Annotated in this window: 12 protein-coding genes; 6 read left to right on the top strand and 6 right to left on the bottom strand. The window is 71.5% G+C overall.

Annotated elements, in window-relative coordinates; translation table 11 throughout:
• The first annotated feature begins 105 nt into the window (after window positions 1–105).
• From QIY60_RS01150 to QIY60_RS01140, 3 genes are read left to right on the top strand one after another with little or no spacing between them, the layout of a single operon-like run.
• Window positions 106–1,107, top strand: coding sequence for a chitinase (locus QIY60_RS01150; protein ID WP_283140668.1), 1,002 nt, complete (start codon window positions 106–108; stop codon window positions 1,105–1,107).
• A 9-nt stretch (window positions 1,108–1,116) separates the two neighbouring features.
• The gene (locus QIY60_RS01145; protein ID WP_283140667.1) at window positions 1,117–2,379 is read left to right on the top strand and encodes a glycosyl hydrolase family 8; all 1,263 of its coding nucleotides are present in this window, start codon (window positions 1,117–1,119) and stop codon (window positions 2,377–2,379) included.
• A gap of 20 nt (window positions 2,380–2,399) precedes the next feature.
• A complete protein-coding gene (locus QIY60_RS01140) occupies window positions 2,400–4,478 on the top strand; it encodes a PQQ-dependent sugar dehydrogenase (protein ID WP_283140666.1) in 2,079 nt (692 codons plus the stop codon).
• A gap of 59 nt (window positions 4,479–4,537) precedes the next feature.
• On the opposite strand, the gene QIY60_RS01135 is transcribed toward QIY60_RS01140, so the two are convergent.
• A complete protein-coding gene (locus QIY60_RS01135) occupies window positions 4,538–6,337 on the bottom strand; it encodes a long-chain fatty acid--CoA ligase (protein WP_283140665.1) in 1,800 nt (599 codons plus the stop codon).
• 242 nt (window positions 6,338–6,579) lie between these two features.
• A complete protein-coding gene (locus QIY60_RS01130; protein ID WP_283140664.1) occupies window positions 6,580–8,064 on the bottom strand; it encodes an MFS transporter in 1,485 nt (494 codons plus the stop codon).
• A 114-nt stretch (window positions 8,065–8,178) separates the two neighbouring features.
• On the opposite strand from QIY60_RS01130, the gene QIY60_RS01125 reads away from it, so the two are divergent.
• The gene (locus QIY60_RS01125) at window positions 8,179–9,147 is read left to right on the top strand and encodes an AsnC family transcriptional regulator (RefSeq protein WP_283140663.1); all 969 of its coding nucleotides are present in this window, start codon (window positions 8,179–8,181) and stop codon (window positions 9,145–9,147) included.
• On the opposite strand, the gene QIY60_RS01120 is transcribed toward QIY60_RS01125, so the two are convergent.
• Window positions 9,122–9,991, bottom strand: coding sequence for a LysR substrate-binding domain-containing protein (locus QIY60_RS01120; protein WP_283140662.1), 870 nt, complete (start codon window positions 9,989–9,991; stop codon window positions 9,122–9,124). The two genes, QIY60_RS01125 and QIY60_RS01120, sit on opposite strands and share 26 nt — an antisense overlap.
• A 172-nt stretch (window positions 9,992–10,163) precedes the next feature.
• Between QIY60_RS01120 and QIY60_RS01115 the strand changes: the two genes are divergently transcribed.
• Window positions 10,164–11,207, top strand: coding sequence for a bile acid:sodium symporter family protein (locus QIY60_RS01115; RefSeq protein WP_283140661.1), 1,044 nt, complete (start codon window positions 10,164–10,166; stop codon window positions 11,205–11,207).
• On the opposite strand, the gene QIY60_RS01110 is transcribed toward QIY60_RS01115, so the two are convergent.
• Window positions 11,191–12,123, bottom strand: coding sequence for a zinc-binding dehydrogenase (locus tag QIY60_RS01110; RefSeq protein WP_283140660.1), 933 nt, complete (start codon window positions 12,121–12,123; stop codon window positions 11,191–11,193). The genes QIY60_RS01115 and QIY60_RS01110 overlap by 17 nt on opposite strands.
• Window positions 12,124–12,230: 107 nt before the next feature.
• Here QIY60_RS01110 and QIY60_RS01105 point away from each other — a divergent pair, with 107 nt between their 5' ends.
• Window positions 12,231–12,686 carry a MarR family transcriptional regulator gene (locus QIY60_RS01105; RefSeq protein ID WP_283140659.1) on the top strand — a complete coding sequence of 152 codons (456 nt, stop codon included), beginning with the start codon at window positions 12,231–12,233 and terminating at the stop codon, window positions 12,684–12,686.
• Between the two features lie 118 nt (window positions 12,687–12,804).
• Here the strand turns inward: QIY60_RS01105 and fdhD are convergent, their stop codons facing one another.
• Together fdhD and QIY60_RS01095 are read right to left on the bottom strand one after the other, a co-directional pair.
• Window positions 12,805–13,653, bottom strand: a complete 849-nt coding sequence (fdhD, locus tag QIY60_RS01100; RefSeq protein WP_283140658.1) for a formate dehydrogenase accessory sulfurtransferase FdhD — start codon at window positions 13,651–13,653, stop codon at window positions 12,805–12,807.
• A gap of 1 nt (window position 13,654) precedes the next feature.
• The gene (locus tag QIY60_RS01095; protein WP_283140657.1) at window positions 13,655–13,855 is read right to left on the bottom strand and encodes a hypothetical protein; all 201 of its coding nucleotides are present in this window, start codon (window positions 13,853–13,855) and stop codon (window positions 13,655–13,657) included.
• Between the last annotated feature and the right edge of the window lie 171 nt (window positions 13,856–14,026).

The raw sequence follows: 14,026 nt of genomic DNA, 5'->3' as shown, positions 1-14,026 counted from the left end.
AGTTGGGCCTACGCGAGTCATTGACATCAGGCGCTCCAGGCACTGCTATGCAGTGTTGGTTAGGAAGCTTTCCTAACTCACCTTTCCCCCTCGAAAGGACCCCTCATGCACGTTGCCGCTCCCCGGCGCCGCGCCGCCGCGGTCGCCGCCGGCCTCGGCTGTCTCGTCCTGCCGCTGGTGGCGTCCGGGCCCAAGGCCGTCGCCTCCCCGCCGCTCGCCGCGGGCACCATGGCCGCCGCCCCCTACGAGTACCTGGGCTGGGGCAACCCGCAGAAGCCCACCGACGTCATGGCCGCCACCGGCGTCAAGTGGTTCACCCTCGCCTTCATCCTCTCCGACGGCGGCTGCAACCCGAAGTGGGACGGGTCGCGGGCGCTCACCGGCGGCTCGGACCAGTCCGCCATCAACGCCATCCGGGGCGCGGGCGGCGACGTCGTGATCTCCGTCGGCGGCTGGAGCGGCAACAAGCTCGGCGAGAAGTGCTCCAGCGCCTCCGCGCTGGCCGGTGCCTACCAGAAGGTGATCAACGCGTACCACCTGAAGGCGCTGGACATCGACATCGAGAACACCGAGTTCTCCAACGCGACCGTACGCAAGCGGGTCGTCGACGCGCTGAAGATCGTCAAGACGGACAACCCCGGGATCGTCACCTACGTGACCATGGGGACCACGCCCGGCGGGCCGGACGCCAACGGCAAGGACCTCATCAAGAAGGGCGCCGCGGCCGGGCTCGCCAACGACGGCTGGGTGATCATGCCGTTCGACTTCGGCGGCCACAGCGGCTCCATGGGCTCGGCGACCGTGAGCGCCCTGGAAGGGCTGAAGGCCGCGGTGAAGAGCGCGTACGGCTACGGCGACGACACCGCGTACCGGCACATCGGCGTGTCCTCCATGAACGGCAAGACCGACGAGGCGGACGAGACCGTCACCACCGGCGACTTCCGGACCATCCTCGGCTACGCCAGGCAGCACCACATCGCGCGCTTCGCCTTCTGGTCGGTCAACCGGGACCGGCAGTGCGGCTCGGGCGGCAGCGGCGACGCGTGCAGCGGGATCTCCCAGGCGCCTTACGCCTTCACCAAGATCGTCGTCCAGTACACGGGTTGAGGAGTGGCGATGACACAGCAGCAGTCCATACGGCGTCGTGGCTCCGCGGCCGGTGCCCTCGTGGCCGCCGCGGCCCTCCTGACCACCGCGCTCGCCACCACGCAGTCGGCCGCTGCGGCAGGCCCGGCCGTCCCGTTCGGCAGCCACCAATTCCCGTACGCCGCAGGCACATTGAAGCCGAGCGGCACACAGGCGACGGTCGACCAGCAGGTCGTCACCACGTACAAGGCGTGGAAGTCCGCGTTCGTGAAGCAGAACTGCGGCAACGGCTGGTACCAGGTGCTCTCGCCGGACGCCGACCACCCCTATGTCGCCGAGGGGCAGGGGTACGGGATGGTCGTCACCGCCCTGATGGCGGGGGCGGACCCCGACGCGAAGAAGGTCTTCGACGGTCTGGTCAAGTACACCCTGGCCCACCCCTCGGTGAACAACTCCGCTCTGCTCGCCGCCGAGCAGGACTCCTCCTGCAAGAGCGTCGACGGCTCCGACTCGGCCACCGACGGCGATCTCGACGTGGCGTACGGACTGCTGCTCGCCGACAAGCAGTGGGGGAGCGCCGGTACGTACAACTACAAGGAGCTGGCGGTGAAGCACATCGCCGCCATCAAGAAGAGCGAGGTCAATGCCACCACGCACCTGATGCTGCTGGGTGACTGGTCCGGGTCCGGCGAGTCCCACCACTGGATCACCCGCTCCTCGGACTGGCTGATCGACCACTTCCGGGCGTTCCGGACCGCCACCGGCGACAGTTCCTGGGACACGATCCGTACCGCGCACCAGAAGCTGATCACCTCGCAGCAGTCCAAGTACGCCGCTTCCACCGGGCTGCTGGCCGACTTCGTCGTCAACACCAACAGCACGCCCAAGCCCGCCCCGGGCAAGGTGCTCGAAAGCTCCCACGACGGCGACTTCGGCTGGAACGCCTGCCGTGACCCGTGGCGGATCGCCGCGGACGCGGTGACCAGCGGGGACGCCGCCTCGCTCGCCTCCGCGCGCAAGCTCAACGGCTGGATCAAGGCCAGGACCGGCGGCGACCCGAACAAGATCGTCACGGGCTACCACCTCAACGGCTCGGCCTACGAGAACGGCAAGGACATGGCGTTCACCGCCCCGTTCGCCGTCGCGGCGCTCACCGACCCCGGCTCGCAGGCCTGGCTCGACGCGCTCTGGGGCAAGCTCGCCGCCACCCCGGTGGACCCGAAGCTCTACTACGGCGCCAGCGTCCAGCTCCAGTCAATGATCGTCGCATCCGGCAACTACTGGGTGCCATAAAGGGTTTGAAGGAGGATCAGATGCGTCTCGCACAACCCCCACGACCTGCGAGAAGCCTGGCGCGGAAGACGGCCGCGAGCGCCGTGCTGCTGCTCTGCGCGGGTCTGGTGCAGGCGGTGCCGCAGTCCGCGTCCGCCGCCCCCACGCGCTACGAGGCGGAGAAGGGCACCTACTCGGCGGGCTCCACCGTCGACACCAACCACACCGGCTATTCGGGCACCGGATTCGTCAACTCCAACAACGCGGTGGGCGCCTACGTCGAGTTCACCGTCGACGCGGCCGCCGCGGGCAACGCGACGGTGGGCATCCGCTACTCCAACGGCACCACCGCCAACCGCCCCGCCGACATCCTGGTCAACGGCACGGCCGTCGCCACCGGGCGCGCGTTCAACGCCACCGCCGACTGGGACACCTGGGCCACCTCCCCCCTCACCGCGCCGGTGAAGGCGGGCAGCAACAAGATCCGGCTCAGCGCCACCACGGCGGCGGGGCTCGCCAACATCGACTACGTGGACTTCCAGGCCTCCGGCGGCGACGGCCAGGCACCCACCGCGCCCGGCGCGCCCACCTGCTCGGCCGTCACCGAGGACTCGCTCACCCTCAACTGGGGCGCCTCCAGCGACAACGTGGGCGTGGCGATGTACGACGTCTACGAGCACGGCAACAAGATCGGCGAGGTGGCGGGCAACCTCACCTCAGACACCCTCACGGGCCTGACCCCCAACACCACGTACAACCTCACGGTGTTCGCCCGGGACGCGGCCGGAAACGTCTCCCCGGCCAGCGCCGCCGCCGATTGCACCACCCGGCCCAGCAGCGACACCACCCCGCCGGCCAGACCCGGCACGCTCACCTCGTCCAACGTCACCGCCACCAGCGCGGACCTGAAGTGGGGCGCCTCCAGCGACGACAAGGGCGTCACCGCGTACGAGGTGCGCAGCGGCACCAGCGTCTACAAGACCGTCACCGGGAAGCCGCCCGCCACCGGCACCACCGTGACCGGGCTCGCCTGCAACAGCCCGTACACGCTCACCGTGGTCGCCAAGGATGCGGGCGGCAACACCTCCCCGGACAGCAACGCGGTCACCTTCACCACCGGCGCCTGCCAGAGCGACGGCGGTGTGCCGTCCTCCATCAGCACGCTCTCCAGCGGCTGGACGATTCCGTGGGGCACCTTCTGGATGCCGGACGGATCGAGCGCCCTGGTCACCGAGCGGGACAGCTTCAAGGTGTTCAAGATGACCCCGAGCGGCACGAAGACGCAGGTCGGAACCGTGCCGAACTCGGTCACCACCAGTGGTGAAGGCGGTCTGATGGGCGTCGCCGTCGACCCGAAGTGGGCGAGCGACCACTACGTCTACTTCATGCACAGCGCCTCCGAGGGCAACCGGGTGGTGCGCATGACCTACGACGGCAGCACGCTCGCGAACTACACCGTCCTGCTCCAGGGGATCAAGAAGAGCAAGTACCACAACGGCGGACGGCTCGCCTTCGGCCCGGACGGGTATCTGTACGCCTCGACCGGCGAGGCCCAGACCCCCGACCTCGCCCAGGACAAGGGCTCGCTCAACGGCAAGATCCTGCGCATGACCACCGACGGCAAACCGGCCCCCGGCAACCCGTTCGGCACGTACGTCTACAGCTACGGCCACCGCAACCCGCAGGGCCTGGCGTTCGACCGCAACGGGCGGCTGTGGGAGGCCGAGTTCGGCAACAGCTCCAAGGACGAGCTCAACCTCATCAAGCCGGGCGCCAACTACGGCTGGCCGATCTGCGAGGGCTCCTGCTCCACGGCCGGGATGACCAACCCCAAGGCGTCCTGGTCCACCGGTCAGGCCTCGCCCAGCGGCATCGCCATCGTCCGCAACGTCATCTACATGGCGGCGCTCAAGGGCGAGCGGCTGTGGCGCGTCCCGATCAACGGAGACACCGAGAACGTGGGCACACCGACCGCGTACTACGTCGGCTCCTACGGACGGCTGCGCACGGTCACCAAGGTGCCGGGCGAGGACGCGCTGTGGCTGTCGACCACCAACTGCGACAACAACGGCAACGCACCCGACGGCTCGGACAAGGTCTTCAAGGTGCTGATCAAGTGACCTGAACGAGTGGCGAGTTGGTTGGCCTACGGGGATGGCGCGCCCTGTACCGCGACGGCTCAGCGGTACAAGGCGTCCACCTCCACCGTGTAGGCCTCCTCGATGGCCCGCCGCTTGAGCTTGAGCGACGGGGTGAGCAGACCGTGCTCCTCGGTGAACTGATGGGCGAGGATCCGGAAGGTACGGATCTGCTCGGCTTGGGAGACCAGGGTGTTGGCGGCGACCACCGCGCGCCGCACCTCGGTCTCCAGGTCAGGGTCGCGCACGAGCTCGGACGCGGTCATCGACGGTTTGTTGCGCATCGCCAGCCAGTGGTCCACGCCCTCCTGGTCGAGGGTGACCAGGGCCGCGATGTACGGGCGGTCGTTGCCGACGACGATGCACTGGGCCACCAGCGGGTGCGCCCGGACCCGTTCCTCCAGGGCCACCGGCGAGACGCTCTTGCCGCCGGAGGTCACCAGGATCTCCTTCTTGCGGCCGGTGATGGTCAGATAGCCGTCCTCGTCGAGGGCGCCGATGTCGCCGGTGGACAGCCAGCCGTCCTTGAGCACCTTCTCGGTCGCCTTGGGCTCGTTGAGGTAGCCGGAGAAGACCTGGCCGCCGTGGAGCCACACCTCGCCGTCCTCCGCGATGTGCACGGTGGTGCCCGGCACCGGCTGGCCGACCGTGCCGAACCGGGTGCGCTCGGGCGGGTTGGCGGTGGCGGCGGCCGTGGACTCGGTCAGGCCGTACCCCTCGTAGATCGTCACGCCCGCGCCGGCGAAGAAAAGGCCCAGGCGGCGGCCCATGCTGGAGCCGCCGGACATGGCGTGCCGCACCCGCCCGCCCATGGCCTCGCGGACCTTGCCGTACACGACCTTCTCGAAGAACTGGTGCTGCATCCGCAGCGCTGTCGAGGGCCCGGGCCCCAGCCCGAAGGCCTTCTGCTCCATCGCCTCCGCGTACTTCACCGCGATGTCGACGGCCTTGTCGAAGGGGCCCGTCTTCCCGTCCGCCTCGGCGCGCCGGCGGGCGGCGTTGAAGACCTTCTCGAAGATGTACGGGACCGCCAGGATGAAGGTGGGCCGCAACGACTGGAGGTCGGGCAGGAGCGCGGAGGCGGAGAGCGCGGGCTGGTGGCCGAGCTTGACCCGGCCCCGGACCGCGGCGACCTCCACCATCCGGCCGAAGACGTGCGCCAGCGGCAGGAAGAGCAGGGTCGCCGCCTCGTCGCCGGGGCGCGAGTGGAACACCGGCTCCCAGCGGGCCACCATGGTGTCCGCCTCGAACATGAAGTTGGCGTGGGTGATCACACAGCCCTTGGGGCGGCCGGTGGTGCCGGAGGTGTAGATGACGGTCGCGGTGGACTCGGGGGTGACCGCGCGCCGGTGGCGGTGCACCACGTCGTCGTCGATCTGCTCGCCCGCCGCCAGGAGCTCGCCGAGCGCCCCCGCGTCGAGCTGCCAGAGCCGCTTGAGGTGCGGAAGGCGGTCCACGACCGAGCCGATGGTCATGGCGTGGTCCTCGTGCTCGACCACGCACGCGGTGACCTCGGAGTCGTGCAGCATCCAGAAGACCTGCTCGGCGGAGGAGGTCGGGTAGATGGGCACCGGCTGGGCGCCGATGGACCACAGCGCGAAGTCGAAGAGCGTCCACTCATAACGGGTACGGGACATGATCGCGACCCGGTCGCCGAACCGCACACCGTCCGCGATCAGCCCTTTGGCGAGCGCCAGCACCTCGTCGCGAAAGCGTGCCGAGGTCACGTCCTGCCACTGGCCCGCCGCGTCCTTGCGGGCCAGCGCGACCCGGTCGGGATCGTCGAGGGCGTGGTCGAACACGACGTCCGCCAGCCCCCCGACGTGAGGCGCCGTCGCCATGGGCGGGACAGTGAACTCGCGCAATACCTTGCTCCTTGTGGCGCTCCGCACAGCGCCGGTGACGGTACCCCACCCCGGGTCCCGACGGGAGGGGCGTCGAGGAATACGGTCAAGTGCGACGGCGACCGCCATCACCACAGGTCAGCACCGTGAGCGCGGCGGTGCCCGGCCCGCCCGGCCCGCATTCCGACCCCGGAGCCGGATGCGGGCGGTTTTTTCTCCACGGAATCTGTACGACCTGGTCACGCCCGCTCTACGGGGACCGCGGCGTTGGTCCGTACCTGGGCGGGTGCGGCCGTCGGCGTCCGTACCAGCGCGAACACGGCGAGCCCGGCCACCACGGCGAGCGCTCCGGCCGCGACCGCGGCGCCGTTCAGACCCGAGGCGAACGCGGTGTGCAGCGCCTCGTCGGGGACCCGGCCGCGCAGCGAACCCGCCGCGCCGCCCGCGAGCGCCCGGGCCTGCGGCGCGCTGTGCAGCGAGTCGGCCATCCGGGAGGTGGCGAGGGTGCCGAACACCGCGATGCTCACCGCGTAGCCGAGCTGGCGCATGGTGTTCATCGCGCCGGTCGCCATGCCGCTGCTGCGCTGCGGCACCGAGGCGAGCGCCGCGGAGGCGAGCGCCGGGCTGACCAGACCCACGCCGATGCCGGTCACCACGAGTCCGGCCACCAGCGTGGTCCAGTCGGAGCCCGCGTCGAGCAGCGCCTGGCCGAACAGACCGGCCGCGATGAGCAGCAGCCCGAGGCAGATCAGCAGCCGCTGCGAGACGCCGTGCAGGAACCGCCCGCCGAGCGCCGAGGTCACGAAGGACGCAAGGGCCAGCGGCACCAGCGCAAGACCGCCGGTCACCGGGCTCATGTCCAGGAGCGTCTGGAGCCAGATCGAGGTGTACGGGAGCACGCCGAAGGCGGCCGAGTTCAGCGCGAGCGCCGCCACCAGCACGCCGACGAACGCCGGGCGCCGCAGCAGTGACAGATCCATCAGCGGCCGTTCCGTACGGCTCTCCACGACGACGAAGACCAGCAGCGCGGCCGCCGAGGTGGCGAAGGAGAGCAGGGTGCGCGAGGCGCCCCAGCCGTCGGTGCCCGCGTTCACCGCCCCGTAGGTGAGGGTTCCGGCGAAGAGCGCGAACAGGGCCGTGCCCGCCCAGTCGGTGCGGCCGCCCGCCGGGCTCTTGGACTCCGGGACCACCCGGACCGTCAGCCACACCGCGGCCGCGCTCACCGGCAGGTTGACGAAGAATATCCACCGCCAGCCGAAGCCCTCGGTGAGCAGCCCGCCCAGGATCGGGCCGAGGGCCGCGGCCGCGCCGTTGACCGCGCCCCACACACCGAGCGCCACCGAGCGGTCGCGGCCCTGGTAGGCGGCGCCGAGCAGCGGCAGCGTGGTGGCGAACATCGCGGCGGCGCCGATCCCCTGGAGCGCGCGCATCGCGATCAGCGTCCCCGCGTCGCCCGCCAGACCGCAGGCGAGTGAGGCGCCCGCGAAGAGCACCGTGCCCGCCGCGTAGAACTTCCGGCGCCCGGCCTTGTCGGCGCCCGCACCCGCGCCGAGCAGCAGCGCGGCCAGCGCCAGCGCGTACACGTCGATCACCCACTGAAGGCCCGACAGCGAGGCGTCCAGCGAGCTCGCCATGTCCGGGAGAGCCACTGTGACGATGGTGACGTCCAGCAAAAGCATGAACGTCCCCAAGGACACGGCGACCAACGGCCCCCACTTGCGCATTGCATTCCTCCGACCTTGTTCTTTCGACGTCCCGTACGATCGGTCCAGGCCGGACAGAAGTTCCATCCAGTCCGCCTCTCACGCAGGAATCCGACATCGGAAGGGCTCAGGCCGATGGATTCACCCGAGTTCGACGAACTGGACCAGCGGCTTGTGAGCGCGCTCGTCCTGGACGGCCGGGCCTCCTTCAGCAAGATCGCCGCCGTGCTCGGCGTCTCCGACCAGACCGTCGCCCGCCGCTACCGCAGGCTGTACGCGGAGGGCGAGTTGCGGGTCGTCGGGGTCCGCGACACCGAACGGCTCGGCCACACCCGCTGGATGCTGCGGCTGCGCTGCACCCCCGACGCGTCCGTCTCCATCGCCACGGCGCTGGCCCGGCGCCCCGACACCGCCTGGATCGGGCTGACCTCGGGCGGCACCGAGGTGGTGTGCACGACCGCGTCGCGCCGGCCCGAGGACCACGAGGCGCTGCTGCTCGGCAAGCTGCCGCGCACCCCGAGCATCGTGGAGATCGGCGCCCACCAGCTGCTCCACCGTTTCTACGGCGGACCGCTCGGCTGGTTCACCAAGGACTCGGCGCTCACCGCCGAGGAGCGGGCCGCGCTGCTGCCCGCGCCGGTGGAGCCGCCGTCCGGCCCGATCCGGCTCGACGAGGAGGACGAGGCCCTGATCGCCGCGCTCGCGCGCAACGGCCGGGCGGGCTACCCCGAGCTCCAGAAGGCCACCGGGCGCTCGGAGTCCGCCGTCAAACGCCGTCTCGACCAGCTGCTGCGCTGTGGAGCGCTGTTCATCGACGTCGAGTTCGACACGACCCGGTTCGGCTTCCGCAGCAGGGCGCTGCTGTGGATCACGGTGGCGCCCTCGGCGCTGGCCGCCGTGGGCGCGGCCCTCGCCTCGCACGCGGAGGTCGCCTTCGCCGGTGCCACCTCGGGGCCCGCCAACCTCGTCGCGGTCGTCATCTGCCGCGACCCGGCCGGGCTCTACACGTACCTCAGCGAGAAGCTCGGCACCCTGGAAGGGGTCCGGCACGTCGAGACCGCCCCTTTACTGCGCCAGGTCAAGCGGCTGACGTACGCGGGCTGAGGCCGCTCGCCAGGATCGCCGCCGCGAGCGCGTCCGCCGCCTCCTGCGCCGAGGGGCGGCGCCCGCCGTGCAGCAGCACGAAGTCCACCGGCCCGAGCTCGGGCAGCCCCGACCTCGGCGGCAGCGGTACGAGCCCCGGCGGGACCAGACCGCGGGTGTGCGCCATCACACCGAGCCCCGCCCGGGCCGCCGCGACCAGTCCGCTCAGGCTGCCGCTGGTGCAGGCGATCCGCCACGGCCGCCCGTGCTCCTCCAGGACCTCAAGGGCCCGGGCCCGGGTGATGCCCGGCGGCGGGAAGAGGATCAGCGGCACCGGCCGGTCGGGGTCCAGGCGCAGCCCCGGCGCGCCGATCCAGCAGAGGGTGTCCTGCCAGACCCGCTCGCCGTGGGTGTCGCCGGGGCGCCGCTTGGCGAGCACCAGGTCCAGGCGGCCCGCCTCAAGGCGGCGGTGCAGGGTGCCGGAGAGCTCGACCGTCAGCTCCAGGTCGACCTCCGGATGGTCGCGGCGGAAGGACTCCAGGACCTCCGGGAGCCGGGTGAGCACGAAGTCCTCGGAGGCGCCGAACCGCAGCCGCCCGCGCAGCCGGGTCCCGGTGAAGTAGGCGGCCGCCCGCTCGTGCGCGGCCAGGATCGTCCCGGCGAAGCCGAGCATCGCCTCGCCGTCCTCGGTGAGCCGGACGCTGTGCGTGTCCCGGCTGAACAGCGGCCGCCCGGTCGCCTCCTCAAGCCGCCGCACGTGCTGGCTGACCGTCGACTGCCGCAGCCCGAGCCGCCGCGCGGCCTGCGTGAAGCTGAGCGTCTGGGCGACGGCGAGGAAGGTCCGGAGCTGGTGCGGCTCGTACACGGCAGCAGGTTATCGCGGAACGCGATGACAGTCAGAGTGGTGTACGGGATTCCCGATCGGCCCGGAGAGGTGAATGATCGGGAGGGTCCGACCGGGCGCGGCGGGACCCGCCGTACGACCGGCCGCCCGTGAAGACCCGGAAACGCGCCGAGCGAAGAGCCGAGTGGAGCCGATGAACCGCCGCACGCCCCAACTGCCGTCCTGGCTGCCGATCGACCCGTTCATCATGACGCTGATCGGCACGGTGGCCCTGGCGGCGCTGTTCCCGGTCTCCGGCGGCGCCGCGCACGTGGCGAGCGGCGCGTCGACCGGCGCCGTCGCCCTGCTCTTCTTCCTGTACGGGGCCCGGCTCTCCACCCGGGAGGCACTGGACGGGCTGCGCCACTGGCGGCTCCATGTGACGGTCCTGGCCTGTACGTTCGTGCTCTTCCCGCTGCTCGGGCTCGCCGCGCGCGGGCTTGTGCCGCTGGTGCTGACCCCGGACCTCTTCCACGGGCTCCTGTTCCTGTGCCTGGTCCCGTCGACCATCCAGTCCTCGATCGCCTTCACCTCGATCGCGCGCGGAAACGTGCCCGCGGCGATCTGCGCGGGCTCCTTCTCCAGCCTGGCGGGGATCTTCGTGACACCGCTGCTCGCGGCGCTGCTGCTCGGCGGCAGCGCCGGGGGCGTCTCGGCGGACTCGGTGCTGAAGATCGCCCTCCAGCTCCTGGTCCCGTTCGCCTCGGGGCAACTGCTCAGGCGCTGGGTGGGCGGCTTCCTCGCCCGGCACAAGAAGGTGCTGAGCCTGGTGGACCGGGGCTCGATCCTGCTGGTCGTCTACACCGCGTTCAGCGAGGGCATGGTCCGGGGCATCTGGCACCAGGTGAGCCCGGCCCGGCTCGGCGCCCTGCTCGGGGTCGAGGCGGTGCTGCTCGCCACGATGCTCGCGCTGAGCTGGTACGGGGCCAAGCGGCTCGGGTTCGGCCGGGGCGACCGGATCGCGATCCAGTTCGCCGGGTCCAAGAAGAGCCTCGCGGCCGGGCTGCCCATGGCCAGCGTCCTGTTCGGCGCCCAGGCGGCGCTCGCGGTGCTGCCGCTGATGCTCTTCCACCAGATGCAGCTGATGGTCTGCGCGGTGATCGCCAGACGGCGGGCGCGCGACCCGCTGGAGGAGGCCGGGCCCGGCCCGCTCTCCCGGGGCGCCGCGCCGCCCGCCGTCCTCACGCGGCGCCGGTGACGAGCACCACCTTGCCCAAGTTGCGCCGCGAGTCGATCAGTTCATGGGCGCGGGCGGCTTCCTCCAGCGGCAGCTCGGCGTGGACGGCCGCGCGCAGCCTGCCGGCGCGGTGCAGCTCCCACAGCTCGTCGCGCCAGGCCGCGTACAGCTCCGGCTTGCCACGGGCGATCAGCGCCATCTGGAAGGCGATCACCGACTTGCCGCCGACCAGCAGGTCGTAGGCCTCGATGGTGCCGCCGCCGGAGCTGAACGCGACCAGCCGGCCGCCGGGTGCCAGCGCCTTCACCGCCGGCTTGAGCAGCTCGCCGCCGACGCCGTCGAGAACGACGTCGACCGGTTCGCCCCAGGACTCGTCGCCGTAGAGCACGACCTCGTCGGCGCCCGTCTCCCGTACGAAACCGGCCTTCTCGGCCGAGCTCACGGCCGCGACCACCCGGCTCGCGCCGCCCGCCCGGGCCAGCTGGAGCGCGAGCTGTCCGACCGCGCTCGCCGCCGCCGTCACCAGGACCGACTCGCCCGGCCGCGGCCGCGCCGACTCGTAGGCGCCGCGCGCCACCAGACCGCTGCGGACGAGCGCGACCGCCTCGACGGACGAGGCGTGGTCGGGGATGCGGGAGGTCATGGCCTCGTGGAGGAGGGCCAGTTCGGCGTACCCGTGCGAGAAGCAGAGCCCCGTCACGCGGTCGCCCGGGGCGAAGGCGGTGACGCCCTCGCCGACCGCGGCCACCGTGCCCGCGACCTCGCCGCCGAGCGGGAACGGCTCGCTGCCCTCGCGCACCTTGCGGACGACGGGAAGGGTGACGCCGATCGCGTCGGTGCGGATCAGCAGCTCGCCGGGGCCGGGCGCGGGGGCCTCGACGTCCTCGGTGAACAGGACCTCGGGGCCGCCGTTGACCTCGAAGCGAACACGGCGCATGGACCCTCCCGGGGTGAATGAACTGGATTCGTTGGTGCTCCCAACGAGTTCCACGATAGACCGGAAGTCGTTGGGAAGTCCAATGGTTTCTGGGTAAGGTCGACGACGTGACCGAACGTGCCGACTCCCTCCCCGCCCTCCAGCGCATCCAGGCCCTGCCCAGCTGGGTCCTCGGCCGGGCGGCCACCCGGGGCCGCGCTCTCGTGGCGGCGGCCATCGCGCACGAGGGCGCCAAGATGTGGCACCACGCCGTGCTGGCGGCCGTGTCCGAGTACGGGCCGCTCGCCCAGGCCGAGCTCGGGCGCCGGATCTCGCTCGACCCCAAGGACCTGGTCGGCGTCCTCAACGACCTCCAGGCCGACGGGTACGTCGTACGCGAGCCGGACCCCCGCGACCGCCGCAAGAACGCGGTCACGGTCACCCACGAGGGGGAGGCGATGCTGGCGCGCTGCGCGGCGGCGGCCGAGCGGGCCAACGACGAACTCCTGGCGCCGCTGGGCGCGGCCGAGCGCGAGCAGCTGATGGCGCTGCTGCGGCGGATCGGGGCGGAGGAGCCGGAGTAGGGCGGCGGCACCACGGCCTGTTTCCCGCGTGCTCGCTTCCGGCGCACGGCGGGGCCCGGTCGGCGCAGGGGGCGTTTTTTGTTGGCCGGGCCCGGTACCCGTGCGTCGGCCGGGCCCGTCAGCCCCGGGCGGCCGGAGCCTCCAGGGCGATGCGGTGCTCGCCCGCGTACACGTTCATGGAGGCGCCCCGCAGGAAGCCGACCAGGGTCAGCCCCGTCTCGGCGGCCAGGTCCACGGCGAGCGACGAGGGCGCCGAGACGGCGGCGAGCAGCGGGATCCCCGCCATCACGGCCTTCTGGGCCAGCTCGAACGAGGCCCGCCCCGAGACCAGCAGCACCGCCCGCGACAGCGGCAGCCGCCCGTCCCGCAGGGCCCGCCCCACCAGCTTGTCCACCGCGTTGTGCCGCCCCACGTCCTCCCGTACGTCCAGGAGCTCGCCCTCCTCCGAGAAGAGCGCGGCCGCGTGCAGGCCTCCGGTCCGGTCGAAGACCCGCTGGGCTGCCCGCAGCCGGTCGGGGAGGCCCGCGAGCAGCTCCGGGGTGACGCGGACGGGGGGAGCGTCGGCGATCGGGAAGCGCGCCTGCGTACGGACGGCGTCCAGGCTGGCCTTGCCGCACAGGCCGCACGACGACGTGGTGTAGACGTTGCGCTCCAGCGTGATGTCGGGGACCTCGACGCCGGGGGAGAGCTTCACGTCCACCACGTTGTACGTGTTGACCCCCTCGGCGGTCGCCCCGGCGCAGTAGACGATCGACTGCACGTCGTCGGCCGCGGCTATCACGCCCTCGCTGACCAGGAACCCGGCCGCGAGCGCGAAGTCGTCGCCGGGGGTGCGCATGGTGATCGCGAGTGGCTTGCCGTTCAGCCGGATCTCCAGTGGCTCCTCGGCCACCAGCGTGTCCGGCCGGGCGGAGACGACCCCGTCCCGGATGCGGATGACGCGGCGGCGCTCGGTGACCCGTCCCATCTCATTCCCGATTCTGTACGTGCCGGAAGCCGAAGCGGCCCTTGATGCAGAGGTTGCCGTGGGTCACCGGGTTGTCGTGCGGCGGGGTGACCTTGACGACGATCGACGACGCGCTGACGACGACGATCTCATTGTCCTGCACGTGACTCCGCCCGGATGAATCCGGGGGCTTCTCCTGGATCGGGCTTTGGTTTGGGGGCATATGCCCTCAGGGCGGTCAAGGGAGTGGGCGCGAGCGGGGGGCAAGACCCCCGGGAGCTGACACAAGGCTCCAAAGGCGCGCCGGGAAGCCTGTTGGATCTCTTGCCTCTGTACCGGTCGGTAGCCACGAAGACTGGATGGCTCCTGATGTCCTACGAGGGGAAACCGCGGC

It is taken from the genome of Streptomyces sp. BPTC-684, assembly GCF_030028635.1.
GTDB lineage: Bacteria > Actinomycetota > Actinomycetes > Streptomycetales > Streptomycetaceae > Streptomyces > Streptomyces noboritoensis.
Note: the sequence above shows the minus strand (reverse complement) of the source record. Positions and strands in the feature narration are given on the sequence as shown.

Excerpts from the sequence above, each read along its gene's own strand:
- QIY60_RS01150 (WP_283140668.1), top strand. The coding sequence starts at position 106 with ATGCACGTTGCCGCTCCCCGGCGCCGCGCCGCCGCGGTCGCCGCCGGC.
- QIY60_RS01145 (WP_283140667.1), top strand. The coding sequence starts at position 1,117 with ATGACACAGCAGCAGTCCATACGGCGTCGTGGCTCCGCGGCCGGTGCC.
- QIY60_RS01140 (WP_283140666.1), top strand. The coding sequence starts at position 2,400 with ATGCGTCTCGCACAACCCCCACGACCTGCGAGAAGCCTGGCGCGGAAG.
- QIY60_RS01135 (WP_283140665.1), bottom strand. The coding sequence starts at position 6,337 with ATGGCGACGGCGCCTCACGTCGGGGGGCTGGCGGACGTCGTGTTCGAC.
- QIY60_RS01130 (WP_283140664.1), bottom strand. The coding sequence starts at position 8,064 with ATGCGCAAGTGGGGGCCGTTGGTCGCCGTGTCCTTGGGGACGTTCATG.
- QIY60_RS01125 (WP_283140663.1), top strand. The coding sequence starts at position 8,179 with ATGGATTCACCCGAGTTCGACGAACTGGACCAGCGGCTTGTGAGCGCG.
- QIY60_RS01115 (WP_283140661.1), top strand. The coding sequence starts at position 10,164 with ATGAACCGCCGCACGCCCCAACTGCCGTCCTGGCTGCCGATCGACCCG.
- QIY60_RS01110 (WP_283140660.1), bottom strand. The coding sequence starts at position 12,123 with ATGCGCCGTGTTCGCTTCGAGGTCAACGGCGGCCCCGAGGTCCTGTTC.
- fdhD (WP_283140658.1), bottom strand. The coding sequence starts at position 13,653 with ATGGGACGGGTCACCGAGCGCCGCCGCGTCATCCGCATCCGGGACGGG.
- QIY60_RS01095 (WP_283140657.1), bottom strand. The coding sequence starts at position 13,855 with ATGCCCCCAAACCAAAGCCCGATCCAGGAGAAGCCCCCGGATTCATCC.